Origin of the sequence: Streptomyces roseoviridis (assembly GCF_039535235.1) — a bacterium.
GTDB lineage: Bacteria > Actinomycetota > Actinomycetes > Streptomycetales > Streptomycetaceae > Streptomyces > Streptomyces roseoviridis.
In genome coordinates this window covers 7226153-7249816 of sequence record NZ_BAAAWU010000001.1, presented here as the reverse complement: position 1 = coordinate 7249816, position 23664 = coordinate 7226153, and the positions used below count along the sequence as shown (strand labels likewise).

21 protein-coding genes are annotated in these 23664 nt (G+C 73.5%); 18 read left to right on the top strand and 3 right to left on the bottom strand.

All coding sequences use genetic code 11. The annotated features are described in order from the left end of the window. Window positions 1-61 precede the first annotated feature (61 nt). The 12 genes from ABD954_RS32655 to ABD954_RS32600 all read left to right on the top strand — a co-directional run bounded on the left by ABD954_RS32655 (window position 62) and on the right by ABD954_RS32600 (window position 13807). Window positions 62-712, top strand: a complete 651-nt coding sequence (locus ABD954_RS32655; RefSeq protein ID WP_345491572.1) for a GntR family transcriptional regulator — start codon at window positions 62-64, stop codon at window positions 710-712. After that, entirely contained in the window at window positions 709-1617 is a 909-nt protein-coding gene (locus ABD954_RS32650; protein ID WP_345491571.1) for a dihydrodipicolinate synthase family protein, read from the top strand. Before ABD954_RS32655 ends, ABD954_RS32650 begins: the two co-directional genes overlap by 4 nt. Beyond that, window positions 1614-3347 (top strand): L-arabinonate dehydratase, encoded by a 1734-nt coding sequence (araD, locus tag ABD954_RS32645; protein ID WP_345491569.1) that lies wholly within the window; start codon window positions 1614-1616, stop codon window positions 3345-3347. The genes ABD954_RS32650 and araD overlap by 4 nt, the downstream gene beginning before the upstream one ends. Before the next feature lie 178 nt (window positions 3348-3525). After that, window positions 3526-4464 carry a carbohydrate ABC transporter permease gene (locus tag ABD954_RS32640; protein WP_345491567.1) on the top strand — a complete coding sequence of 313 codons (939 nt, stop codon included), beginning with the start codon at window positions 3526-3528 and terminating at the stop codon, window positions 4462-4464. Then, window positions 4461-5354, top strand: coding sequence for a carbohydrate ABC transporter permease (locus ABD954_RS32635; RefSeq protein ID WP_345491565.1), 894 nt, complete (start codon window positions 4461-4463; stop codon window positions 5352-5354). The genes ABD954_RS32640 and ABD954_RS32635 overlap by 4 nt, the downstream gene beginning before the upstream one ends. Beyond that, on the top strand, window positions 5351-6562 hold the full coding sequence (locus ABD954_RS32630) for a Gfo/Idh/MocA family protein (RefSeq protein ID WP_345491564.1): 1212 nt from the start codon (window positions 5351-5353) through the stop codon (window positions 6560-6562). Before ABD954_RS32635 ends, ABD954_RS32630 begins: the two co-directional genes overlap by 4 nt. Continuing rightward, window positions 6559-7404: a DUF6807 domain-containing protein gene (locus ABD954_RS32625; protein WP_345491562.1), complete on the top strand. Its 846-nt coding sequence runs from the start codon at window positions 6559-6561 to the stop codon at window positions 7402-7404. The genes ABD954_RS32630 and ABD954_RS32625 overlap by 4 nt, the downstream gene beginning before the upstream one ends. Continuing rightward, window positions 7401-8954 (top strand): glycoside hydrolase family 43 protein, encoded by a 1554-nt coding sequence (locus ABD954_RS32620; RefSeq protein ID WP_345491560.1) that lies wholly within the window; start codon window positions 7401-7403, stop codon window positions 8952-8954. The genes ABD954_RS32625 and ABD954_RS32620 overlap by 4 nt, the downstream gene beginning before the upstream one ends. A 69-nt stretch (window positions 8955-9023) precedes the next feature. After that, the gene (locus ABD954_RS32615; protein WP_345491558.1) at window positions 9024-10364 is read left to right on the top strand and encodes an ABC transporter substrate-binding protein; all 1341 of its coding nucleotides are present in this window, start codon (window positions 9024-9026) and stop codon (window positions 10362-10364) included. Further along, entirely contained in the window at window positions 10361-11164 is an 804-nt protein-coding gene (locus tag ABD954_RS32610) for a rhamnogalacturonan acetylesterase (protein ID WP_345491556.1), read from the top strand. Before ABD954_RS32615 ends, ABD954_RS32610 begins: the two co-directional genes overlap by 4 nt. A gap of 2 nt (window positions 11165-11166) precedes the next feature. Continuing rightward, the gene (locus ABD954_RS32605; protein ID WP_345491554.1) at window positions 11167-12516 is read left to right on the top strand and encodes a pectate lyase family protein; all 1350 of its coding nucleotides are present in this window, start codon (window positions 11167-11169) and stop codon (window positions 12514-12516) included. Window positions 12517-12694: 178 nt separating this feature from the next. Next, window positions 12695-13807: a pectinesterase family protein gene (locus ABD954_RS32600; RefSeq protein ID WP_345491552.1), complete on the top strand. Its 1113-nt coding sequence runs from the start codon at window positions 12695-12697 to the stop codon at window positions 13805-13807. Window positions 13808-13830: 23 nt separating this feature from the next. On the opposite strand, the gene ABD954_RS32595 is transcribed toward ABD954_RS32600, so the two are convergent. Both ABD954_RS32595 and ABD954_RS32590 read right to left on the bottom strand, forming a co-directional pair. After that, on the bottom strand, window positions 13831-14682 hold the full coding sequence (locus tag ABD954_RS32595) for an SMP-30/gluconolactonase/LRE family protein (protein ID WP_345491550.1): 852 nt from the start codon (window positions 14680-14682) through the stop codon (window positions 13831-13833). Further along, window positions 14679-15452 carry an IclR family transcriptional regulator gene (locus ABD954_RS32590; protein WP_345491548.1) on the bottom strand — a complete coding sequence of 258 codons (774 nt, stop codon included), beginning with the start codon at window positions 15450-15452 and terminating at the stop codon, window positions 14679-14681. Before ABD954_RS32590 ends, ABD954_RS32595 begins: the two co-directional genes overlap by 4 nt. Window positions 15453-15658: 206 nt before the next feature. On the opposite strand from ABD954_RS32590, the gene ABD954_RS32585 reads away from it, so the two are divergent. The 6 genes from ABD954_RS32585 (at window position 15659) to mmsB (ending at window position 22968) form a co-directional block, all read left to right on the top strand. Continuing rightward, the gene (locus ABD954_RS32585) at window positions 15659-16813 is read left to right on the top strand and encodes a mandelate racemase/muconate lactonizing enzyme family protein (protein WP_345491546.1); all 1155 of its coding nucleotides are present in this window, start codon (window positions 15659-15661) and stop codon (window positions 16811-16813) included. Window positions 16814-16893: 80 nt separating this feature from the next. Continuing rightward, window positions 16894-17907, top strand: coding sequence for a zinc-dependent alcohol dehydrogenase (locus tag ABD954_RS32580; protein WP_345491544.1), 1014 nt, complete (start codon window positions 16894-16896; stop codon window positions 17905-17907). A gap of 181 nt (window positions 17908-18088) precedes the next feature. Further along, window positions 18089-19060: a hypothetical protein gene (locus ABD954_RS32575; RefSeq protein ID WP_345491542.1), complete on the top strand. Its 972-nt coding sequence runs from the start codon at window positions 18089-18091 to the stop codon at window positions 19058-19060. 3 nt (window positions 19061-19063) lie between these two features. Next, window positions 19064-20173, top strand: a complete 1110-nt coding sequence (gene chvE, locus ABD954_RS32570) for a multiple monosaccharide ABC transporter substrate-binding protein (RefSeq protein ID WP_345491540.1) — start codon at window positions 19064-19066, stop codon at window positions 20171-20173. After that, complete coding sequence (gene mmsA / locus ABD954_RS32565) at window positions 20170-21729, top strand: multiple monosaccharide ABC transporter ATP-binding protein (RefSeq protein WP_345491538.1); 1560 nt, start codon at window positions 20170-20172, stop codon at window positions 21727-21729. The genes chvE and mmsA overlap by 4 nt, the downstream gene beginning before the upstream one ends. A gap of 9 nt (window positions 21730-21738) precedes the next feature. Next, the gene (gene mmsB, locus ABD954_RS32560; RefSeq protein WP_345491536.1) at window positions 21739-22968 is read left to right on the top strand and encodes a multiple monosaccharide ABC transporter permease; all 1230 of its coding nucleotides are present in this window, start codon (window positions 21739-21741) and stop codon (window positions 22966-22968) included. Here the strand turns inward: mmsB and ABD954_RS32555 are convergent. Next, window positions 22965-23546, bottom strand: a complete 582-nt coding sequence (locus ABD954_RS32555) for a 3'-5' exonuclease (RefSeq protein ID WP_345491535.1) — start codon at window positions 23544-23546, stop codon at window positions 22965-22967. The two genes, mmsB and ABD954_RS32555, sit on opposite strands and share 4 nt — an antisense overlap. Window positions 23547-23664 lie beyond the last annotated feature (118 nt).

Below are 23664 nucleotides of genomic sequence, written 5' to 3'. Positions count from 1 at the left end.
ATCGGCGTTGCACTTCGTACGTCATATATGAGACGCGATACGCGAGATCTGAGAGTGCGTCATGGCCTTCGCCGCCCCCAGCCCCATCCCCTCCCGCACCCAGTTCGTCCTGGAGGCGATCAAACACGACATCCTCACCGGCGGCCTCAGTCCCGGACAGGCGCTGGTGGAGACCGAACTCGCCGCCCGTTTCGGCGTGTCGAAGACCCCGGTGCGCGAGGCGCTGAAGACCCTCGCCGGGAGCGGGCTCGTGGTGCTGAACCAGTACAAGGGCGTCACGGTCCGGATGGTCGACGCCGACATGGCCCGCGAGGTCTACGACGTGCGCCTGCTGCTCGAACCGGAGGCGGTCCGCAGGACGGTGGCGGCCGGCGCGCCCCTGGAGGCGGCCCGCGAGGCGCTGCGCCGGGCGGCCCTCGCCGGTGACACGGCCGAACGCTCCCTCGCCAACCGGGAGTTCCACCGGGCCCTCTACCTCCCCTGCGGCAATCCGCTGCTCGGCCGGATGCTCGACGAGGTCCGCGACCAGGCGGCCCTGGTGTCCACGGTGGCGTGGGCGGCCGTTCCCTCCTGGGAGCGGGAGGCCGCCGAGCACGAGGAGATCCTGCGCCTCGCCGCCGCCGGGGACGTCGAGGGGGCCGGACGGGCCGTCCACGACCACATCGCCTCGTTCGTGGCCCGCGCCTTCCCCCGCTCCGAGGAGTCCGAGTGACCGTGCCGTTCGACGACCTGCGGGCCGCGCTCGCCGACGTGGTCGCCATCCCCGTGACCCCGTTCGCCGCCGACGGCGGCCTCGACACCGGCACCCACCGGGCGCTGCTGCGCCGGATGCTGGACGCGGGGGTGCGCACCCTGACCCCGAACGGGAACACGGGCGAGTTCTACGCCCTCACCCCCGAAGAGCGCCGCCGCGTCACCGAGCTGACCGTCGAGGAGGCCGCCGGACGGGCCGCCGTCCTGGTCGGTGTCGGCCACGACCTGCCGACCGCCGTCGAGACCGCGCGGCACGCCCGCGCGGCGGGCGCCGGGATGCTGATGGTGCATCAGCCGGTGCATCCGTACGTCTCGGCATCCGGCTGGGTGGACTACCACCGGGCCATCGCGGAGTCCGTGCCGGAGCTCGGGATCGTGCCGTACGTGCGCACCCCCCGGCTGAGCGGGGTCCGGCTCGCCGAGCTCGCCGACGCCTGTCCGAACGTGATCGGCGTGAAGTACGCCGTGCCGGACGCGGCGCGCTTCGCCGGCTTCGCGCGGGACGCGGGCCTGGAGCGGTTCGTGTGGGTGGCGGGGCTGGCCGAGCCGTACGCCCCCTCCTATTTCGCGGGTGGCGCGACCGGCTTCACCTCCGGCCTGGTCAACGTCGCACCGACCCTCTCCCTGGAGATGCTGCACGCCCTGCGCGCCGGCGACTACCCGGCGGCCATGAAGGTGTGGGCCCGGATCCGCCGCTTCGAGGAGCTGCGGGCGGCGGACGGCAGCGCCGACAACGTCACGGTCGTCAAGGAGGCGCTGGCCTCGCTCGGTCTGTGCCGGCGCGACACCCGGCCGCCGAGCCGCCGGCTGCCGGAGGCCGCCCGGGCCGAGGTCGCCCGGATAGCCGTCGGGTGGCCGGTATGAGCGCCGGTGCGGGACGGCGTCCCGAGGAGCTGCGCAGCCACCAGTGGTACGGCACGGAGGGCTTGCGGTCCTTCAGTCACCGGGCGCGGACCCGGCAGCTGGGCTACCTGCCCGAGGAGCACCTGGGCAAGCCGGTGATCGCGGTGCTCAACACCTGGTCGGACATCAACCCGTGCCATGTCCATCTGCGCGACCGCGCGCAGGCGGTGAAGCGGGGGGTGTGGCAGGCGGGCGGCTTCCCGCTGGAGTTCCCGGTGTCGACGCTGTCGGAGACCTTCCAGAAGCCGACGCCGATGCTCTACCGCAATCTCCTCGCCCTGGAGACCGAGGAGCTGCTGCGCTCGTACCCGGTCGACGGGGCCGTGCTGATGGGCGGTTGCGACAAGTCGACTCCGGCGCTGCTCATGGGCGCGGCGTCGGTCGACCTGCCGGCGGTGTTCGTGCCGGCGGGTCCCATGCTGCCGGGGCACTGGCGCGGGGAGACCCTCGGTTCCGGCACGGACATGTGGAAGTACTGGGACGAGAAGCGGGCCGGGCGGATCGGCGACTGCGAGATGGCCGAGCTGGAGAACGGACTCGCCCGCTCCCCCGGCCACTGCATGACCATGGGCACGGCCTCCACGCTGACGGCCGCGGCGGAGACGCTCGGCGTCACCGCGCCGGGCGCGTCGTCGATCCCCGCGGTGGACTCCGGGCACGACCGGATGGCGGCCGCCTCGGGCATGCGGATCGTGGAGCTGGTGCGCCGGGACGTGCGGCTGTCGCGGATCCTGACCCGGGAGGCGTACGAGGACGCGGTCGCCGCGGTGCTCGCGCTGGGCGGCTCGACGAACGCCGTGATCCATCTGATCGCGATGGCGGGGCGCTCCGGAGTGCGCCTCACGCTCGACGACTTCGACCGGATCGCGCGCACGGTGCCGGTGCTGGCGAACCTGCGGCCGGGCGGCCGGTTCCTGATGGAGGACTTCCACTTCGCCGGCGGCCTGCCGGGGTTCCTGTCGCGGCTGACGCACGTGCTGCACCTGGACCGGCCCACGGTCGCGCACGCGACGCTGCGGGAGCAGCTGGCGGGCGCGCTGGTCCACGACGAGGAGGTGATCCGGCCCCGGGAGCGGCCGCTGGCGGCCGAGGGCGGGCTCGCGGTGCTGCGCGGCAACCTGTGCCCGGACGGGGCGGTGATCAAGCACATCGCGATGGAGCAGCGGCTGCTGAAGCACACCGGTCCTGCCGTCGTCTTCGACGACTACCGCACGATGCAGCGGACCATCGACGACCCCGCGCTCGGCATCACCCCCGACCACGTCCTCGTGCTGCGCGGCGCCGGACCCAAGGGCGGTCCGGGCATGCCGGAGTACGGGATGCTGCCGATCCCCGCGTACCTGCTGGAGCAGGGGGTGAAGGACATGGTGCGGATCTCCGACGCCCGGATGAGCGGCACGAGTTACGGCGCGTGCGTGCTGCACGTGGCGCCCGAGTCGTACGTCGGCGGGCCGCTCGCCCTGGTCCGCACCGGGGACACGATCACCCTGGACGTCCCCGGCCGCTCGCTGCACCTGGACGTGGACGAGGCGGAGCTGGCCCGCCGCAGGGCGGAGTGGACGCCGCCGCCCGCGCGCTACGAACGGGGCTACGGCGCCCTGTACAGCGAGCAGATCACCCAGGCGGACACGGGCTGCGACTTCGCGTTCCTGGCCCGGCCGGGGGTCACGCCCGACCCGTACGCGGGCTGAGCCTCCGTACCGCCCCCACCCGGACCGGCGGCGGGGTCGCCGCCCCAGGCCCCGCCGCCCCGCACCCCCGGTCCGGCACGCCGGTCCGGCACTCCGTCCCGCCTGTCCGAGATTCCGAACGTCGTCCGCGAAGCGCTTCACCCTCGCGTCGCACCACGCACCAGAACGGAGCCGCGTCATGGCCGCAGCTGTGACCCCATCGCCCCGGGCGGTGCGCCCGCCCGGGCGCCGCCGCCCCAAGGGCCCCCCGCGCCGACTGCCGTATCTGCTGATCGCGCCCGCAGGGCTGCTGATGCTGGGCTTCATCGCGTATCCCGTGCTCAGCGTCTTTTTTTACAGCCTCCAGCACTACAACCCCACCAAACCGTGGCGGAACGGCTTCGCGGGGCTCGCGAACTTCACCGAGCTGTTCACCGAGGACCCGCACTTCTGGGGGACGCTGGTCTTCAGCCTCAAGTGGGTCGTGGTCGAGGTGTCGCTCCAGCTGCTCTTCGGCCTGGCCCTCGCGCTGATCGTGAACCAGACCTTCGTGGGGCGGGCGCTCGGCCGGGCGCTGGTGTTCTCGCCCTGGGCCGTGTCCGGGGTGCTGACCTCCGCGATCTGGGTGCTCCTCTACAACTCCCAGACCGGCATCACCCGTTACCTCGCGGACGCGGGCATCGGCTCGTACGGCACGTCGTGGCTGTCCGACACGGCCACCGTCTTCCCGGCCGCGATCGTGGCCGACCTGTGGCGCGGGGTGCCGTTCTTCGCGATCCTCATCCTCGCCGACCTGCAGTCGATCCCCAGGGACCTGTACGAGGCGGCCGAGGTCGACGGGGCGAGCCGGCTGCGGCAGTTCCTCCACATCACGCTGCCGCACCTGAGGGACGCCATCGTGCTGTCCACGCTGCTGCGGGCGGTGTGGGAGTTCAACAACGTGGACCTGCTGTACACGCTGACCGGCGGCGGGCCCGCGGGCGAGACCACCACCCTGCCGCTGTACATCGCCCACACCAGCGTGGACGCCCATGACTTCGGCTACGCCTCCGCCCTGACCACGGTGGCGTTCGTGATCCTGCTCTTCTGCTCGACGGTGTACCTGCGCCTGAGCAAGTTCGGAGGCGAGAACCGATGACCGTCCTCGACCGGATCGAGGTCCGGGCCGAAGCGGCCGCCCCGCCCGGCACGCCCCGCGACCGCGAGCGGCGCCGGGCCTGGGACGAGGTGCCCCGCTGGCAGATCTACCTTCCGCTCGGCGCGTACCTCCTCTTCACCCTGGTCCCCTTCTACTGGATCCTGCTCTTCGCGCTGCGCCCGGCCGGCTCCACCTCGCTCGTGCCGTGGCCGATGACGACGGCCCACTTCGAGAAGGTGTGGACCGAGCGCGGCTTCGCCACCTACTTCGAGAACAGCGTGTACATCGGCATCGCCACCCTCGTGTTGACGACGGTGGTGGCCCTGGCCGGCGGATACGCCCTCGCGCGCTTCGAGTTCCGGCTCAAGAAGGGGTTCATGCTGGCGCTGCTGTGTTCGCAGTTCGTGCCGGGCGCGCTGCTGCTGGTGCCGCTGTTCCAGATCTTCGCCGGTCTGCGGATGATCAACTCCTTCGGCAGCGTGATCATCGCGGAGACCGTCTTCCAGCTGCCGCTGTCGATGATCCTCATCAGCGGCTTCATCCGGAACGTACCGTACTCCCTGGAGGAGGCCGCCTGGGTCGACGGCTGCGGACGGTTCCGGGCCTTTCGCATCGTGGTGCTGCCGCTGCTGCGGCCCGGCCTGGTCGCGGTCGGCTCCTTCGCCTTCGTCCACGCCTGGAACCACTTCCTCTTCGCCCTGATGTTCCTCGGCAACCAGGAGAAGCAGACCATCCCGGTCGGCCTCAACACCCTGATGGGCGCGGACAGCGTCGACCTCGGCGCGCTCGCGGCGGGCGGGGTGATCGCCGCCGTACCGGTGGTGATCGTCTTCGCCTTCATCCAGAAGTGGCTGGTCACCGGCTTCAGCGCGGGGGCGGTGAAGGGATGAGCCCGACCAGCCCGGACATCCCGAACACCCCGGCCGGACCGGCCGGCCGGGCCGGCACGCCCGTGCCCGTGGTCCTCGCGGGGGCCCGCGGCCACGGCCGCTGGCACCTGACGGAGCTGCGCCGTCTCGAAGGGGCGGGGCTCGTCCGGCTCGCCGGGGTCTGCGAGCTGCGCCCGCTGGACGCCACCGAGCTGGCCGGTTTCGGCGCGCCCCCCGCGCAGTCGGCGGACCTGGACGCGCTGCTCGCCGCCACCGGCGCGCGGATCGCGATCGTCTGCACCCCCATCGCCACCCACGCCGAGCTCGCGCTCGTGGCCGCCCGGCGCGGGGTCCATCTGCTCCTGGAGAAGCCGCCGGCGCCCTCGTACGCGGAGTTCCGGCGGATGACGGACGGCGTCGCGGCGGCCGGGGTGGCCTGCCAGGTCGGTTTCCAGTCCCTCGGCTCGCACGCCGTGCCCGCGATCCGGGACCTGATCGCCGACGGGGCGATCGGCGAGCTGCTCGGGGTCGGCGGGGCCGGGGCGTGGGTGCGCGACGAGGCGTACTTCCGGCGGTCGCCGTGGGCGGGACGGCGGCGGCTCGACGGCGCCGACGTCGTCGACGGGGCCCTGACCAACCCGCTGGCCCACGCCGTCGCCACCGCGCTCGCGCTGGCGGGCGCCCCGCGCGCCGAGGACGTCGTCCACATCGAGACGGAGTTGTCCCGGGCGCACGCCATCGAGTCCGACGACACCTCCTGCGTCCGGATCGTGACGGCGGCGGGTCCGCAGGTGACGGTCGCGGCGACGCTGTGCGCGGAGACGGCCGCCGAGCCGTACGTGGTGGTGCACGGCAGCCGGGGGCGGATCACGTTCTGGTACAAGCGGGACCGGGTGCTGCTCCAGCGGGCCGGGCACGGCCCGGTGGAGACCCCGCACGGCCGGACCGGGCTCCTGGAGAACCTGGTCGCGCACGTGACGGCCGGCGAGCCGCTGCTGGTGCCGCCGGAGGCGACGGGCGCGTTCATGCGGGTGGTGGAGGCGGTGCGGTGCGCTCCGGACCCGGCGGAACTGCCGGAGGAGTTCTGGCTGACGGTGCGGGGCGAGGGCGGGCCGCGGCGGACGGTGCCCGGGATCGGACGGCTCGTCGACGAGAGCGCCGAGACGCTGAGGCTGTTCTCCGAGCTGGGCGCGCCCTGGGCGCGGCGGGCGCGGGAGGTGGTCCGGTGACCGCGCCCGACGTCGTGGAACTGCGCTGCGCGGGGCGGACGGTGGCCTCGTACACGACCCGGCCCGGCCTGTCGGCCCGCCACTCCCCCCGCCCGTATCTGCACCCGGTGACGACGCCGGCGGGGGTGCCGGTCAGCGAGCTGATGCCCGCCGACCACCCGCACCACCTGGGGGTGTCGGTGGCGGTGCCCGATGCGGCCGGGCACAACTTCTGGGGCGGGCGGACCTTCGTCCGCGGCCGGGGGCCGACCGAGCTCGCCAACCACGGCACCCAGCGGCACGAGGGCTTCGCCCGGCTCGCGCCGGACGGTTTCACCGAGCTGCTCAGCTGGACGGCCGCGGGCGCAGTCGTCCTCCGGGAGGAACGCGTCCTCGGAGTGCGGGCGCTGAGCGCCACGGCCTGGGCCCTCGACCTCCGCTTCGCGCTGACCGACGCGTCGGGGACGGGGCTGTCGATCGGGAGCCCCGCGACCAACGGACGGCCGGGCGCCGCGTACGGAGGGTTCTTCTGGCGCGCCCCCAAGGAGGCGGCAACGCCCGCGGTGTTCGGGGCGGCCGGGGACGGCGAGGCCGCCGTGCACGCACGGCGCGGCGACTGGGTCGCGCTGGCCGGGGAGGGCTGGACGCTGGTGTTCGCCGGGGCGGACGAGGAGACCCGGCGCGATCCGTGGTTCGTCCGCGCCGCCGAGTATCCGGGCGTCGGCTCCTCCCTCGCCCACGACCGGCGACTCGACGTCCCCGCCGGCGGCACGGTGGTACGGCGGGTGGTCACCGTGGTGGCCGACGGCCGGCTCGACCGGGCGGCCGCCGCGGCCCTCGTCCGCGAGGCGGTGGCGTCGTGATCCCCCCGTACGGGCAGCCCGGACCGCCGACCGGGGACCTGGGCGACGGGACCTACCGCAACCCGGTGCTCGCCGCCGACTGGTCCGACCCCGACGTCCTCCGGGCCGGTGACGACTTCTATCTGACCGCCTCCAGCTTCGGACGCGCGCCCGGTCTGCCGCTGCTGCACTTCCGCGACCTCGTCAACTGGACGCTGGTCGGGCACGCGCTCGACCGGCTGCGGCCGGAGGCGGCGTTCGCCGCGCCCCGGCACGACGCCGGGGTGTGGGCGCCGTCGCTGCGCCACCACGACGGGCGGTTCTGGATCTTCTGGGGCGATCCCGACCACGGGATCCAGCAGGTCAACGCCCCCTCCGTCCGCGGTCCGTGGAGCGAGCCGCACCTGGTGAAGGCGGGGCGGGGCCTGATCGACGCGTGCCCGCTGTGGGACGAGGAGACCGGCGAGGCGTATCTGGTGCACGCCTGGGCCAGGTCCCGCGCGGGCTTCAACAACCGGCTGACCGGACACCGGATGAGCCCGGACGGCACCCGGCTCCTGGACGCGGGCACGACGCTCGTCGACGCCGACCGGATCCCCGGCTGGTTCACCCTGGAGGGGCCCAAGCTGTACCGGCACAACGGCTGGTTCTGGATCCTCGCGCCGGCCGGAGGGGTGGCCACGGGGTGGCAGGGGGCCTTCCGCTCGCGGTCGTTCTTCGGCCCGTACGAGGAGCGGGTGGTGCTGGCCCAGGGCGACACCCCGGTCAACGGCCCCCACCAGGGCGGCTGGGTGCGCACGGGCCGGGGCGAGGACTGGTTCGTGCACTTCCAGCAGCGCGGGGCGCACGGACGGGTGGTGCACCTCCAGCCGATGCGCTGGGACGCCGACGGCTGGCCGGTGCTCGGCCGCGACGGAAGCCCGGTCCTGGTGCATCCGAAACCGGACCTGCCGGCCCAGCCGCCGTCCGCGCCCGCGTGCGACGACCGGTTCCCGGGCGGGCGGTTCGGGCGCCAGTGGCAGTGGACGGCCAACCCGGCGGAGGGCTTGACCGTCGGGCACGCGGGCGACGGGCTGCGCCTGACCTGCGGGCGCGGCGAACTCCTGGACGATCTGCGGGCCCTGCCGCAGATCCTCACCCAGCGGATGCCGGCCCGCGCCTGCGCCGTGGAGGTGGGGCTCGCCCTGGACGCCCGGGCGACGGCGCCCGGGGCGAGGGCCGGGCTCGTGGTCCTCGGCGACGCCTACAGCTGGATCGGGCTGGCCCGTGAGGGCGACGGCCCGGTGCGGCTCGTGCACCGGTTCGCCCCGGCCGGCGCCGGCCGGGAACGGGACGCGGCGCCGTCGCTGCCCGCGCCCGGCGGCCGGGCCCTGCTGCGGATCGAACTGACCGCCGACGCCCGCTGCCGCTTCGCGGCCGACTCGGGCGGGGGATTCGTTCCGCTCGGTCAGGAGTTCGCCGCGACGCCCTGGCGGTGGGTCGGGGCGCTGCTCGGCCTGTTCGCCGCGGCGCCGCCCGGCTCGGGGCACGCCGGGACGGCCGAGTTCACCGCGTTCCGCATCACCCCTTAGGCCCGCATCAGCTCCCGGCACCACCTCCACCCGCGATCCCCCGCACGACCCGAGAGAAGAGAGCCGACGATGAACGTCTTCCCTGGCGGACGGCACAGAGCCGCCTGCGCCCTCGCCCTGACCACCGTGCTCGCGCTGACCGTCTCCGCCTGCGGCGACGACGGCAGCGGCGCCGCCGGCGACAAGGGCGGCGAGGGCTCGGGCAAGGGCGAGATCACCTTCTGGGACAACAACGGCGGTGTCCGCACCGACATCTGGAAGGAGATCATCGCCGACTTCGAGAAGGCGCACCCCGGCATCACGGTCACGTACGTCGGGATCGCCTCCAAGGAGGTCCAGTCCAAGTACGACACGGCCATCCAGGGCGGCGGCCTGCCCGACGTCGGCGGCGTCGGGGCGGCCATGCTGGCCGGGATCGCCGCGCAGAACGCCCTGGAACCCCTCGACGCGCGGCTCGAGGCGAGCCCGCTCAAGGGGAAGCTCAACGAGGGCATGGTCGAGAACGTGAGGTCGGCCGGCGGCCAGGGGAAGCTGTTCACCGTCCCCACCTCCGCCAACAACGGCGTCCTCTACTACCGCACCGACCTGTTCCGGGCGGCCGGCCTGAAGGAGCCGTCCACCTGGTCGGCGTTCCACACCGCGGCCGAGAGGCTGACGGACCGGCAGAGGAACCGCTTCGGCTACACGATCCGCGGCGGCGCCGGGTCCGTCGCCCAGGCCCTGGACGCCATGTACGGCCAGAGCGGCATCACCAGCTTCTGGAAGGGCGACAGGACCACCGTCAACGACCCGGCGAACGTGGCGGCCCTGGAGAGGTACGCCGGGCTGTTCAAGCGGACGACCCCCGCGGCCGACGTCAACAACGACTTCACCAAGATGGTCGCGCAGTGGGACAGCGGCGAGATCGGCATGCTCAACCACAACCTGGGCTCCTACCAGGACCACGTGAAGGCGCTCGGCACCGGGAAGTTCCGGGGCATCCCCAACCCGACCAAGGACGACGGCACCCGCGTCCAGGTGTCCAACCCGGTCGACGGCCTCGGCCTGTTCTCGTCCAGCAGGAACAAGGCGGCGGCCTGGAAGTTCATCGAGTACGCCGCCTCCCACGAGGCCAACAGCAAGTGGAACAGGTCGGCCGGCGCGATCCCGTCGAACACCGAGGCCGCGAAGGACGCCTGGATCCAGGAGTCCGAGCCGACCCGGCTGGCCGCCGAGGCCCTCTTCAGCGGCCGGACCAGGATCGTCCAGCTGCCTTACCACCTGCCGGACTGGAACACCATCTCGAAGGCCGGCAACGAGCCCGCCTTCCAGAAGGTGCTGCTCGGCACGATGTCCGCGAAGGACTTCCTCGACAGCCTCGCCGAGCAGCTGAACGAGGCCCAGGCCGAGTGGAAGAGCCTGGGCCGGTGACCGTGACCCGCCGCGGTCTGCTGGCGGCCGGGGCGGGCCTCGCGCTCGCCCCGGCCGGGGCAGCGACCGCCGTCGCAGCCCCGAGGGGGACCCGTATGCGCACCCTGTACCTCGTGGGCGACTCCACCGCCGCCCAGAAGTACGCCGACGCCGCGCCCGAGACCGGCTGGGGCACGGCCCTGCCGTTCTTCCTGCACCGGGACGTCGCGGTGGCCAACCACGCCGTCAACGGCCGCAGCACGAAGAGCTTCCTCGCCGAGGGGCGGCTCGGCCCGGTCCTCGGGGCCGTACGGCCCGGGGACGTGCTGATCGTCCAGTTCGGCCACAACGACCAGAAGACCGCGGACCCGGCGCGCGGCACCGACCCGTGGACGACGTACCAGGAGAACCTGCGGGTCTTCGTGACCGGCGCCCGCGAGCGCGGGGCGCTGCCGGTGCTCGCGACCTCGGTGGAGCGGCGCCGGTTCGACGCCGCCGGGACGGCGCAGCGCACCCTCGGGGAGTACCCGGCGGCGATGCGGGCGGTGGCGCGGGAGGACGACGTGCCGCTGCTCGACGTGGCGGCGCTGTCCCTGGCGCTGTGGCAGGAGCTGGGGCCCGAGGCGACGAAGACGTACTTCAACTGGACGCCGGCCGAGCAGGACGACACGCACTTCAACCCGCCGGGTGCGATCGAGGTGGCCCGGCTGGTCGCGGGCGAGCTGCTGCGCACCGGGGTGCTGGCGCCGCGCGAGACGCGCCGGCTGGACGGGGTGGTACCCGCCGGGTGGATCACCTGGCCCGATTCGGAGGAGAGCTGAGCATGGGTCACGAGCGGAGCGTGCGGGGAGCGCGGCACGGCGGGAAGGCGTGGGCGGCGGGAGCGCTCGCGCTGGCGGCGGCGATCGCCGGCCCGGTGCCCGCCGCCCAGGCGGGGCCTGCGGAGCAGGCGGGGCAGGCGGGGCTGTCGGCGTCGTCCCCCGAGCGGGCCGTGCTCGGCGCGGGGGACGGCTGGGCCTCGGAGGGCACCGGGACGACCGGTGGCTCCGCGGCCGTCGCGTCCCGGGTCTTCACGGTCACGACCTGGGAGGAGCTGCGGGCGGCGCTCGCCGTTCCGGGCGGCGAGCCGAGGATCGTCCGGGTGGTGGGCACGCTGGACGCGACGGCCGGGGGCTGCTCGGCGTTCGAGGAGCCCGGCTACGACTTCGGCGCCTACCTCGCCGCGTACGACCCGAAGGTGTGGGGGTACGACAGGGAGGTCAGCGGCCCGCAGGAAGAGCTGCGGGCGGCGTCGGCGGCCCGCCAGGGCCGGGCGATCAAGGTGAAGGTGCCCGCCCACACCACCGTCGTCGGAGTCGGGCGGTCCGCCGGGATCACCGGCGGCAGCCTGCAGATCACCGGCGTGGACAACGTGATCGTCCGCAACCTCACCCTGGAGAGCCCGCTGGACTGCTTCCCGCAGTGGGACCCGACGGACGGGGCGACGGGGGCGTGGAACTCCGAGTACGACAGCATGGTCGTGTACGGCTCCACGCACGTGTGGATCGACCACAACACGTTCACCGACGGCGCCCGTCCGGACTCCTCCCTGCCGTCGTACTACGGGGAGCTGTACCAGCAGCACGACGGCGAACTGGACGTCGTGCGGGGCGCCGACCTGGTGACGGCCTCGTGGAACGTGTTCGCCGACCACGACAAGACGCTGATGATCGGCAACAGCGACGGCGCGGGCGCCACGGACCGCGGGAAGCTGCGGGTCACCCTGCACCACAACCTCTTCCGGAACGTGGTCGAGCGGGCGCCGCGGGTCCGGTTCGGCAAGGTCGACGCGTACAACAACCACTTCGTGGTGCCGCATGCCGCGTACGCGTACTCGTTCGGCATCGGACAGGAGTCCCAGCTGGTCGCGGAGAAGAACGCGTTCACGCTCGCCGGGGGCGTCCCGGCCGGGAGGATCCTCAAGAAGTGGAAGGACGCCCCCGTCACCACGTCCGGGAACCTCGTCAACGGGCGGGCGGTCGATCTGCTCGCCGTGCACAACGCCGAGTTCCCCGGCGAGGTGCTGCGCGCGGACGCCGGCTGGACGCCCGTGCTGCGCGCCCGGGTCGACCGGCCGCAGGCGCTGCCGGGTCTGATCGGCCACCGCGCGGGCGCGGGCCGTTCCCCGCGCTGAGCCCTGCCCGCTCCCGTACGGCCGGTGCGGCGCCGTCCGCCTCCCGTGGCGGCGGCGTTCGCGGGCGGCGTTCCGCGCGGCCGGTGGCGCGCCGCCGCTCTGTCGGGCGGCCCGCGCCGGTCCTTCCCCCGCTTGCCTCCACTCCCCTCTGCCCTTCCCTCTCGCGAGGAGCCTCCTCATGCCTTCGTTCAGCCGTCGTGCCCTGCTCGCCTCCGGCGCGGGCGCGGCTCTCGCCCTCGCCGGGTCCGCCGGTGCGCACGCGCGGGAACGCCGCCGTCCCTTCGGCCGGTTCGGCTCGCCCTCGGCTCGGCTCACCCCGCGCACGCTGTACGTGCACCCGGGCGGCCTCGGCGACCACCGCTCGGTCCAGGCGGCGGTGTCGGCCGCGGGGGGCGCCGGGTGGACACTGGTCCTGGCGCCCGGCAGGTACCGCGAGACCGTCGCGGTGAGCCGGGAGCGTACGGACATGACGTGGATCGGGGCGAGCGAGAACGCCCGGGACGTCGTGGTGGTCTACGACAACGCGGCCGGCACGCTCCGTCCCGACGGGACGCCGTACGGGACGACCGGCTCGGCGACCACCAGCGTGCAGGCCGACGGCTTCAGCGCCCACTGGGTGACCTTCGCCAACGACTTCCTGCGCGGCGACCTGCCCGGGACCAGCGGGACGCAGGCGGTGGCGCTGAAGGTGCAGGGCGACCGGTCGGCGTTCCGCCACTGCCGCTTCCTGGGCCACCAGGACACCCTGTACGCCGACTCCATGGCGTTGTCCCACGTCGCCCGGCAGCATTTCGCGCACTGCCACGTCGAGGGCGACGTCGACTTCGTCTTCGGCCGGGCGACCGCGGTCTTCGAGCACTGCCGGTTCCACACGCTGCCGCGGGAGGACCGGACGGACTCCCCGCTGGGCTTCGTCTTCGCGCCGTCGACCGCCCGGGCCACCCCGTACGGCTTCCTGGCGTCGCGCTGCCGGGTGACCGGCGAGGCTCCGGACGGCTTCTACAAGCTGGCGCGGCCGTGGGTGCCGGGTTCGGACCCGACGGCCCGGCCGTCCCTGGTCGTCCGCGACAGCGTGCTCGGGCCGGGGATCGACGCGCTCGCCCCGTACGCGAACATGCGCGAGGCGCACCCGTGGCAGCGGCAGCGGTTCGCGGAGTACCGCAACACCGGTCCCGGCGCGGAGGTGCTGGTCCCGGAGAACCGGCCCCAGCTGACGGCCGGGCAGGCCGCGGCGGCGACCCGGTCGGCGTATCTGGGCGGCTGGGACCCGCACGGCACGCCCGGCGCCTGACCGCCCGGCGGGCGGGCCGTCGGTCAGCCGGCGAAGGGCGTGGCCGGCAGTCCCTCTCCCATGCCGGGCAGCACCAGCAGGGAGCCGGCGAGCGGTTCGGGGTCGGCCAGGCCGGTGCGGGCGGTCGTGACGTACAGGTCGCGCAGTCCGGGGCCGCCGAAGGCGCAGGCGGTCGGCCGGCGCACGGGCAGCGGGACGGTGCGGTCGAGGGTGCCGGCCGGGGTGTAGCGGTGGAGCCGGCCGCCGTCCCACAGGGCGACCCAGACGCAGCCGTCGGCGTCCACGGCGAGGCCGTCGGGGAAGCCCGCGTCCGGTGCGACGGTCGCGAAGGGGCGGCGTTCGACGACGCGGCCGTCCTCGACCCGCAGGGTGTCGACGCGTCGGGTCGGGCTGTCGACGTAGTACGCGAGGCGGCGGTCGGGGCTCCAGCCGATGCCGTTGCTGACGGCCACGCCCGTCAGGAGCGGGGTGGCGGTGCCGTCGGGGCCGAGGCGGACGAGGTCGCCGCCGCCCTCGCGCTCGTCGTAGCGCATGGTTCCGGCCCAGAGGCTGCCGTCGGGGGCGACGGCGGCGTCGTTGCCGCGGCGGCCGGGCACGGGATGGTGACGCAGCCAGGTGAAGGTGCCGTCGGGGTCGTAGCGGCCGACGCCGTCCCTGAGGTTGACGACGAGTCCGCCGCCGGCGCGGGGTTTCGCGGCGCCGACGTGCTGGCCGACGTCCGTCGCGCGGTCGGCGCCGGTCGCCGGGTCGTAGTGGTGGACGCGGGAGCCGAGGATGTCGACCCAGATCAGGCGGGCGCCGGCCGCGTCCCAGGTGGGGCCCTCGCCGAGGGCTGCGTCGGTCCGCACGGCGACCTCGGCGGCCGGCGGCGTCATCGCGGGGCCGTCCGGTGGCCGAGGCGCAGGGACAGGTCGGCGGCGCCCCGGGCGGCGAGTTCGGCGAGCTCGGTCTCGCGCTCCTCGCTCCAGCGGATCACCGGCACGGAGATGGACAGGGCGGCGACGACCCGCCCGGAGCCGTCCCGTACGGGTGCGGCGACGCAGGAGACGTCCGGGTTGGACTCGCGGTGTTCGGTGGCGGTGCCCCGGGCGCGAATGGCGGCGAGTTCGGCGCGCAGGGCGGCGGGGTCGGTGATGCTGTCCGGAGTCATGGCGGTGAGTTCGCGGCCGTCGATGCGGGCGTCGAGTTCGGCCTCGGGCAGGGAGGCGAGCAGCATCTTGCCGACGGAGGTGCAGTGGGCGGGCAGGCGGCGGCCGGCGGCGGAGACCATGCGGACGGCGTGGGTGGAGTCGACCTTGGCGATGTAGATGACGTCCAGGTCCTCCAGGACGGCGACGTGGACGGTCTCGTCGCACGTGTCGGCGGTCTCCTGGGCGACGCGCCGTCCTTCGGCGGCGAGGTCGAGCTGTTCGGAGAAGCGGCTGCCGAGCTGGTGGGTGCGCACGCCGAGGCGGTAGCGGCCGGGCTGCTCGGGCACGGCGGTCAGGTAGTGACGGGCCGCGAGGGTGGTGAGCAGTTCGTGCGTGGTGGTGCGCGGGAGCCCGAGTTTGCGGGTGATCTCCGGGGCGGAGAGGGTGTCGTCGCTCTGCAGGAACAGTTCGAGAATGTCGAATGCCCTGGTCACCGCCGGTACGAGACGCCCCATGGCCGTCCACCCCGCCCCTCTGTCGTTCGATATCCCGACCATCGGTCGGTATGACGAACTCAGGCTAGCCAGACGGCGGTTCGCGGGCAATGGCCGCGCGCACCATTGACACCCCCGGAACGGCTGCGTACGGTCGCGCCACCATTTCGAACGCGTGACGATATCTCGAACATATCGCATCGCTCGACCATCGGGGAGCATCTGCCGTGCGCATCACGGGAATCACCACCCATGTCGTCGGAACGCCCTGGAGGAACCTCACCTATGTCCTCGTCCACACGGACGAGGGCCTGACCGGGGTCGGCGAGACCCGCATGCTCGGCCACACCGACGCGCTGATCGGCTATCTGCGCGAGGCCGAGGCCAACCACATCGCCGGCTCCGACCCGTTCGCGGTCGAGGACCTGGTCCGGCGGATGAAGTACGGCGACTACGGCCGGGCCGGCGAGATCGTCATGTCCGGCATCGCCGTGATCGAGACGGCCTGCTGGGACATCAAGGGCAAGGCCCTCGGCGTGCCGGTGTGGCAGCTGCTCGGCGGCCGGGTGACGGACCGGGTCAAGGCCTACGCCAACGGCTGGTACACCACCGAGCGCACCCCGGAGGCGTACCACAAGGCGGCCCAGGAGGTGGTCGCGCGCGGCTACCGGGCCCTGAAGATCGACCCGTTCGGCAACGGCCACCTCGAACTGGACGCCGAGCGCTCGCGGTACGCGGTCTCCCTCATCGAGGCGGTCCGTGACGCGATCGGCCCGGACACCGAGCTGATGCTGGAGATGCACGGGCGCTTCTCCCCCGCCACGGCGGTGCGGCTCGCCCGCGAGCTGGCCCCCTTCCGGCCGGCCTGGCTGGAGGAGCCGGTCCCGCCGGAGAACCTCAAGGCGCTGAAGAAGGTCGCCGACAAGGTGGACCTGCCGATCGCGACCGGTGAACGCATCCACGACCGGATCGAGTTCCGTGAACTCTTCGAGTCCCAGGCGGCGGACGTCATCCAGCCGGACCTCGGGCACATCGGCGGCATCCTGGAGACCCGCAAGCTCGCCGCCACCGCCGAGACCCACTACGTGATGGTCGCCCCGCACAACGTGGGCGGTTCCGTGCTCACCGCCGCCTCCCTCCAACTGGCGGCCTGCACCCCGAACTTCAAGATCCTGGAGCACTTCAACGACTTCGCCGACGCGGAGATCACCGGGATCGTGCGCGGGGCGCCCCGGGTCGACCCGGAGACCGGCTGCTTCGAGATCTCGCACGCGCCGGGCCTCGGCGTCGAGCTGGACGTGGACGCCGCCGCGGAGTTCCCGCAGCAGCGGGCCCGCTTCGACCTGTGGGCCGAGGGCTGGGAGCGGAGGGCACCGAAATGAGCGGCGCCCTCCGAGCGCCCGGGCCCACGGAACCGGTGCCGGCACCGGACTCGGCCTCGACTCCGGCACCGGCGCCGGCCGTGAGCCGCGCGGTCCTCGTCCCCGAGCCCGGGGTCCACCGGCTGGTGCGGCGTGCGGTGCCCCGGCCCGGCCCCGGTGAGGTGCGGCTGCGGGTGGCCGCCGCCGGGATCTGCCTGAGCGACCGCGAGCTGTACGAGGGCCACCGCGCACCCGGTTACGTCCGCTATCCCGTCGTGCCCGGCCACGAGTGGTCGGGCACCGTCGAGGCGGTGGGCCCCGGTGGTGACCCGGCGCTCGTCGGCCGCGGGGCCGTCGCCGAGGGCTTCCGCAGCTGCGGTGACTGCGAGCGGTGCCGCGGCGGGGAGACCAGCCTGTGCACCGGCGGTTACGCGGAGACCGGGTTCACCGAGCCCGGTGCCTTCGCCGACCACGTGGTCGTCCCGGCCCGGCTGCTGCACCTCCTGCCCGACGGGGCCGACCTGCGGGCCGCCGCGCTGCTCGAACCGGCCGCCGTGGTCACCGCCGCCGTACGGGCCGGGCGGCCCCGCCCCGGTGAGCGGATCGCCGTCGTCGGCGCCGGCACCCTCGGTCTGCTCGCCGTCCAGCTGCTCGCCGCCTCCTCGCCCGCCGCGCTGACCGTGGTCGAACCCCGGGCGGCCCGCGGTGAGCGGGCCCTCGCACAGGGCGCGACCGGCGTGCTGGCCCCGGGGGAAGCGGAGGCGGCGGCACACGGCCGCTTCGACCTGGTGGTGGAGACGGCCGGCGCGCCGACCACGGCGGCGTCCTCGTGCCTGCTCGCCCGCAGGGGCGGCCGGGTGGTGCTCACCGGGATGTTCACCGAGGGGGCGGTGGGCATCGATCCCGTCCACCTCTCGGTCAGCCAGCTCGAGGTGCGCAGCGTCTTCGGGGCGTCCTCCGCGGACTGGGCCGGGGCGGTGGCCGCCTTCGGCGAGGGCGTGCTCGATCCGGGGGCGCTGATCAGCCACGAATTCCCGCTGGAGCGGTTCGCGGAGGCCCTCGCCCTGGTGGGCGGCGGGGATCCGGGGACCGGCAAGGTGCTGCTGCGCCCCTGAGGGGGCGGGGCCGGTCGCGTACGACCGTGTGGCGTGCCCGCCCGCGTACACCGCTCTCCAGCCGCGTGCCACCTGCAGCCGTGTGCCGCCGTGTGCCGCGTACGGCCGTGTGCCGTGGGCGGCTTCCTCGCCGCCCTCACATGCGAACGACGTCCGATATATCGAACAGAAGGGTCCTGCCGTGACCGCTCTGCCCGCACCACCCCGCCGGCCCGGCGCCGCCGCGCTCGCCCGGATCGGCCACCCCGTCCCCGCCGCCGAGGCCGCCGACACCTCCCCGCACGCCTTCCCCGACGGCGGGACCTGGCGCACGGAGATCCCGTCCGTCGAAGGCCCCGAGGCGCTCACCGAGGTCCTCAAGGAGAGCACCCGGCTCGACGTGCCGGTGCACCGGATCAGCCAGGGCAGCGGCGTGTGGATGCTCACCGACGACGAGATCACCGAGATGGTCGAGGCGTGCGCCGAACGCTCCGTCGAACTCTGCCTGTTCACGGGGCCGCGCGGCACCTGGGACATCGGTGCCGCCACCCGCACCGACTCCGGCGGCGCGGGACTGCGGGCCCGCGGCCACGACGCCCTCGCCGGGTGCGTGGAGGACGCCGTCCGCGCCACGGAACTCGGCGTGCGGTGCCTGCTGGTCGCCGACGAGGGCGTGCTGTGGACCCTGCACCGGCTGCGGACCGCTGGAGTGCTGCCCGCCGACACCACGTTCAAGGTGTCGGCGCTGATCGGCCCGGTCAACCCCGCCTCGTACGCGCTGTACGAGCGGCTCGGCGCCGACTCGCTCAACGTGCCCTCCGACCTCTCGCTCGCCCACCTCACGGAGATCCGGCGGGCCAGCCGCGCACCGATGGACCTCTACGTGGAGGCGCCGGACGACCTCGGCGGCTACGTCCGCATGTACGAGACGGCCGAACTGATCCGGCGCGGGGCGCCGCTCTATCTGAAGTTCGGCCTGAGCAGGGCGGCCGGCATCTACCCCTACGGCGCCCATCTGCGCGAACACGCCCTCGCCACCGCCCGCGAGCGGGTGCGGCGCGGGCGGCTCGTCCTCGATCTGCTGGCCCGGCACGGCGCCGCCGGCGGCATGTCGCCGCTCGGCTCCCGGCTGCCCGGCGAGCTCCGCCGCTTCCCCGCGACCGAAGGGAACTGATCCATGCGCACCCGCACGCTGCGCGCCGCCGCGGCCGCCGCCCTGTTCACCACGCTGCTCGCCGGCTGCGGCCAGGAGGCCCGGGGCGGCAGCCGCTACCAGTCCGACAAGGGCAAGGGAGGCACCATCGGCCTCGCCATGCCGACCAAGGCGTCCGAGCGCTGGATCGCCGACGGCGAGAACATGGCGGAGCAGTTCCGCAAGGCCGGCTACCAGACCGACCTGCAGTACGGCGACGACAAGGTCGAGAACCAGATCGCCCAGATCGAGAACATGATCACCAAGGGCCGGCGGCTCCTGGTCGTCGCCGCGATCGACGGGTCGGCCCTGACCGACGTGCTCCGGCGCGCCCACGACGCCGGCATCCCCGTGATCTCCTACGACCGGCTCATCATGGGCACCGAGCACGTCGACTACTACGCCTCCTTCGACAACGAGCGGGTCGGTGAGCTCCAGGCCCGCTACATCGTCGACAAGCTGAGGCTCGGCGCCCCGGCGAGGACCGGCGGCAAGCCGTACGACATCGAGCTGTTCGCCGGCTCCCCGGACGACAACAACACCCGCTACTTCTGGAACGGCGCCATGAAGGTGCTCCAGCCGTATCTCGCGAGCGGTCAGCTCGTCGTCCGCAGCGGGCAGACCCGGATGAACCAGGCGACCACCCTGCGCTGGGACGGCGGCACCGCGCAGCGCCGGATGGACGACCTGATCAGCAAGAACTACGGCGCCGAGAGCGTCGACGCGGTCCTCTCCCCCTACGACGGGATGTCGATCGGCATCATCTCCGCGCTCCGCAGCGCCGGTTACGGCACGCCGGGGCAGCCGCTTCCGGTGGTCACCGGACAGGACGCCGAGCTCGCCTCGGTGAAGTCGATCATGCGCGGGGAGCAGACCCAGACCGTCTTCAAGGACACCCGGAAACTCGCCGCGCGGGCGGTGGCCATGGGCGACGCGGTGCTCGACGGCCGCAAGCCCGAGGTCAACAACGTGAAGGACTACGACAACGGGAAGAAGACCGTCCCGGCGTACCTCCTCGACCCGGTCAGCATCGACCGGACCAACACGCAGCTCCTGGTCCGCGAGGGCTACTTCACCGCGGACCAGCTCTCATGAGCCGGCCGCCGGTGCTTCAGATGCGGTCGATCACCAAGACCTTCCCCGGTGTGAAGGCCCTGGACGGGGTGGAGCTGACGGTGCGTCCCGGCGAGGTCCACGCCCTGTGCGGGGAGAACGGCGCGGGCAAGTCCACGCTGATGAAGGTGCTCAGCGGAGTCCATCCGCACGGCTCCTACGAGGGCGAGATCCTCTTCGAGGGCAGGCCCCTCGCGCTGCGCGGCATCCGCGACGGCGAACGCCACGGCATCGTGATCATCCACCAGGAGCTGGCGCTCGTCCCGCACCTGTCCATCGCCGAGAACCTCTTCCTCGGCAACGAGCGCGCCCGGCGCGGGGTCGTCGACTGGCCGGCGACCATGCGGGAGGCCGTCCGGCTGATGAGGCGCGTCGGGCTGCGCGAGCACCCCGGCACGCCCGTGTCGGAACTCGGCGTCGGGGCCCAGCAGCTGGTGGAGATCGCGAAGGCGCTCGCCAAGGAGGTGAAGCTGCTCATCCTCGACGAGCCGACCGCGGCGCTCAACGACGCCGACAGCGCCGCCCTGCTCGGTCTCGTCCTGGAGCTGCGCGCCCAGGGCATCGCCTGTGTCGTCATCTCGCACAAGCTGGGCGAGATCCGGCGCGTCGCCGACACGGTGACCGTGCTCCGCGACGGGCGGACGGTCGAGACGCTCACCGTCCGGGCCACGCCCGACGCCGATCCGGACGTCTCCGAGGACCGGATCATCCGGGGCATGGTGGGGCGCGCCCTCGACCGGCGCTTCCCCGAGCGGACTCCGTACGCGGGCGCGGACGCGGGGCGGGAGGCGCTGCGGGTGCGCGGCTGGACGGTCCGCCACCCCCTCGACCGGCGGCGCACGGTCGTCGACGACGTGTCGCTGACGGTGGGCCGTGGCGAGATCGTGGGGATCGCGGGGCTGATGGGGGCGGGCCGCACGGAGCTCGCGATGTCGCTGTTCGGGCGCTCCTACGGCCGTTACGTGGCCGGCACGGTGGCGGTCGACGGCCGGGAGGCGAACACGGCGAGCGTCCCGGAGGCGATCGCGGCGGGGCTCGCCTACGTGACGGAGGACCGCAAGCGGTACGGCCTGAACCTGGTCGACACGGTCCACCGCAACATCTCGCTGGCCTCGCTGCACCGGATGACGCGGCGCGGGGCCGTGGACGAGCACCAGGAGCGCAGGGTCGCCGAGGACTTCCGCACCGGTCTGAACATCAAGACGCCGACGGTCCTCGAGGAGGTCGGCCGGCTCTCCGGCGGCAACCAGCAGAAGGTGGTCCTCGGGCGGTGGATCCACGCCGACCCGAAGGTGCTGATCCTCGACGAGCCGACCCGCGGGGTCGACGTCGGCGCCAAGTACGAGATCTACACGGTGATCGACCGGCTCGCCGCCGAGGGGCGGGCGGTGCTGCTCATCTCCTCGGAGCTGCCCGAGCTCCTCGGGATGTGCGACCGGATCTACACGATGGCCGAGGGCCGGCTGACCGCCGAGGTCGCCCGCGCCGAGGCCACCCAGGAAACCCTGATGCGCCACATGACCCTGAGCGGAAGCTGAGGCCCCGACATGACGACCACCATCCCTTCCGCGCAGGACGCCCCCGCCGGGCGGCCGGACCGCCCGTCGGCGGGCGCGCTGCTCGTCGCCGGGCTGCGGGCGAACATGCGCCAGTACGGCATGCTCGTGGCGCTCGCCTTCCTCGTCGTGCTGTTCCAGATATGGACCGACGGGACGCTGCTGCTGCCGAACAACGTCTCCAACCTGATCCAGCAGAACAGCTACATCCTCATCCTCGCCATGGGCATGATGATCGTGATCGTGGCCGGTCACATCGATCTGTCCGTGGGGTCGCTGGCCGCGTTCGTCGGGGCGCTCGCCGCGGTCCTCATGGTCCGCCACGACGTGCCCTGGCTGCTCGCCCTGCTCCTCTCCCTGCTCGTCGGGGCGGCGGCGGGCGCCTGGCAGGGCTATTTCATCGCGTATCTCGGCATTCCGTCGTTCATCGTGACGCTGGCCGGCATGCTGCTCTTCCGCGGTCTCACCCAGATCTTCCTGGAGGGCCGTTCGCTCGCCCCGTTCCCCGAGGGCTTCCAGAACCTGGCCAAGGGCTTCCTGCCCGAGACGGGCCCGTACACGCAGTACCACAACCCCACGCTGCTGCTCGGTCTCGCCGTGGTGGTGACGCTGCTGGTGCGCGAGGCCCGGGACCGGCGGCGGCGGGCGGAGTACGAGCTCGACCCGCTGCCGACCGGCCTGTGGGTGCTCAAGTGCGTGGCGATCACGGCGGCCGTCGTCGCCTTCACCCTCACCCTCGCGAGCTTCCACGGCGTGCCCGTGGTGCTGCTCGTGATGGGCGTGCTGCTGGTGGGCCTCGGCTACGCGATGAACCACACGGTCATCGGCCGGCACGTGTACGCGCTGGGCGGCAACAAGGCGGCGGCGAAGCTGTCGGGCGTGAAGGACCGCCGGGTCACGTTCCTGGTGTTCGTGAACATGGGGGTGCTCGCGGCGCTCGCCGGCTGCGTCTACGCGGCCCGGCTGAACGCCGGCACGCCGCAGGCCGGCCTCACCTTCGAACTGGAGGCGATCGCCGCCGCGTTCATCGGCGGGGCGTCGATGAGCGGCGGCATCGGCAAGGTGACCGGTGCGGTCATCGGCGGTCTGGTGCTCGGCGTCCTCAACAACGGCATGTCGCTGGTCGGCGTCGGCACCGACTACCAGCAGGTCATCAAGGGCCTGGTGCTGCTCGCGGCGGTCGGCTTCGACGTCTGGAACAAGCGCCGGGCGGGCCGTTAGGGCTCCTCGCGGGGCCAGGCCCCGCGGCCCACGAGGTCGAGGACGAGGGCGGCGATGTTCCAGGCGTCGTCCTCGCCCCGGTGGTGGCGGCCCTCCAGGGGCAGCCCGGCGGTCTTCAAGGCGCCCGCCATGCCGGGGCGCTTCCGCAGCCCGTACGCCTCGGTGAACACGGCCTTGGCGTTGGTGTGGCCGCGCTCGGCGGGGCGGCCGAACGGGTAGGGCGCCCCGGTGGCCCGGCACTGCGCCTCGAACTGCTTGCGGTCGTAGTCGCCCCAGCTCGCCCAGGGGCGCCGCCGGGCGTCGTACTCGTCGGCGAGGATCCGGACGGCCTCGGCGAAGGTGACGCCCCGCGCGACGTCGGCCGGGGTGAGGCCGGTGAGTTCGGTACAGAAGGCGCTGACCTCGGAACGGGCGGGCCGCACCAGGATCCCGTGCCGGGAGACGCGGCGCCGGGCCGCGAGGTCGACGACGGTGAGGCCGATCTCGATGATCTCGCTCACCGCGCCGGGCGGGGGCTGCCCGTCCCAGCAGGTGGCCTCGACGTCGATGACGTTCATCAGGGCGGGTCCGCTGTCCATGGCGGAAGGCTAGGGACACCGGTGGGCCGGGGGCATCCGAATTTCCCCGGACACGGCATGTCCTCCGCCTCGTTCGGCTCCGGGGAGGTCACCGCGCGGCTCGACGGGGACGTCGTAC

Bases quoted from the DNA above. Each gene is read 5' to 3' on its own strand.
- ABD954_RS32655 (WP_345491572.1), top strand. From the start codon at position 62: ATGGCCTTCGCCGCCCCCAGCCCCATCCCCTCCCGCACCCAGTTCGTC.
- araD (WP_345491569.1), top strand. From the start codon at position 1,614: ATGAGCGCCGGTGCGGGACGGCGTCCCGAGGAGCTGCGCAGCCACCAG.
- ABD954_RS32640 (WP_345491567.1), top strand. From the start codon at position 3,526: ATGGCCGCAGCTGTGACCCCATCGCCCCGGGCGGTGCGCCCGCCCGGG.
- ABD954_RS32635 (WP_345491565.1), top strand. From the start codon at position 4,461: ATGACCGTCCTCGACCGGATCGAGGTCCGGGCCGAAGCGGCCGCCCCG.
- ABD954_RS32630 (WP_345491564.1), top strand. From the start codon at position 5,351: ATGAGCCCGACCAGCCCGGACATCCCGAACACCCCGGCCGGACCGGCC.
- ABD954_RS32615 (WP_345491558.1), top strand. From the start codon at position 9,024: ATGAACGTCTTCCCTGGCGGACGGCACAGAGCCGCCTGCGCCCTCGCC.
- ABD954_RS32605 (WP_345491554.1), top strand. From the start codon at position 11,167: ATGGGTCACGAGCGGAGCGTGCGGGGAGCGCGGCACGGCGGGAAGGCG.
- ABD954_RS32600 (WP_345491552.1), top strand. From the start codon at position 12,695: ATGCCTTCGTTCAGCCGTCGTGCCCTGCTCGCCTCCGGCGCGGGCGCG.
- ABD954_RS32595 (WP_345491550.1), bottom strand. From the start codon at position 14,682: ATGACGCCGCCGGCCGCCGAGGTCGCCGTGCGGACCGACGCAGCCCTC.
- ABD954_RS32590 (WP_345491548.1), bottom strand. From the start codon at position 15,452: ATGGGGCGTCTCGTACCGGCGGTGACCAGGGCATTCGACATTCTCGAA.
- chvE (WP_345491540.1), top strand. From the start codon at position 19,064: ATGCGCACCCGCACGCTGCGCGCCGCCGCGGCCGCCGCCCTGTTCACC.
- mmsA (WP_345491538.1), top strand. From the start codon at position 20,170: ATGAGCCGGCCGCCGGTGCTTCAGATGCGGTCGATCACCAAGACCTTC.
- mmsB (WP_345491536.1), top strand. From the start codon at position 21,739: ATGACGACCACCATCCCTTCCGCGCAGGACGCCCCCGCCGGGCGGCCG.
- ABD954_RS32555 (WP_345491535.1), bottom strand. From the start codon at position 23,546: ATGGACAGCGGACCCGCCCTGATGAACGTCATCGACGTCGAGGCCACC.